Origin of the sequence: Exiguobacterium sp. UBA3968 (genome assembly GCF_002385115.1) — a bacterium.
GTDB lineage: Bacteria > Bacillota > Bacilli > Exiguobacteriales > Exiguobacteriaceae > Exiguobacterium_A.
On sequence record NZ_DGCW01000011.1, the window covers coordinates 2,979 to 3,299 of the forward strand.

Consider the following 321-nt stretch of genomic DNA (forward strand, 5'->3'; position numbering starts at 1 on the left):
GAGCTCGTACGTCCTGCCCAGTCTAAACGCGTCATGAAAAACAAAATCTTTCGAGTTGCTGCCCAGTCTTCGATAAAATGTGCTTCTTCGTCGGATGCTTCTCGTAATCCGTGATGCACATGTGCAATTGCAATGTCATACCCTTCTTGATACAACCGATCGACGAGTACCATCGAGTCACATCCTCCAGACACTCCGACTAGGAGCGGTTCAAACGGCACACCTTCCATTACGACTTCACCCCTTTCCGTTAAAACCTAAAAAAAGCTATCTCTATATAATAGAGATAGCTTTTTGAGAATGACCCGTACGGGATTCGAA

1 protein-coding gene is annotated in these 321 nt (G+C 45.5%); it reads right to left on the minus strand.

Going from position 1 to position 321, the window contains the following annotated elements; all coding sequences use genetic code 11:
* Positions 1-230, minus strand: a 230-nt coding sequence (locus tag B3S86_RS15200) for an ATP-binding protein (RefSeq protein ID WP_290754289.1), incomplete at its 3' end; no start/stop codon positions are given.
* Between the last annotated feature and the right edge of the window lie 91 nt (positions 231-321).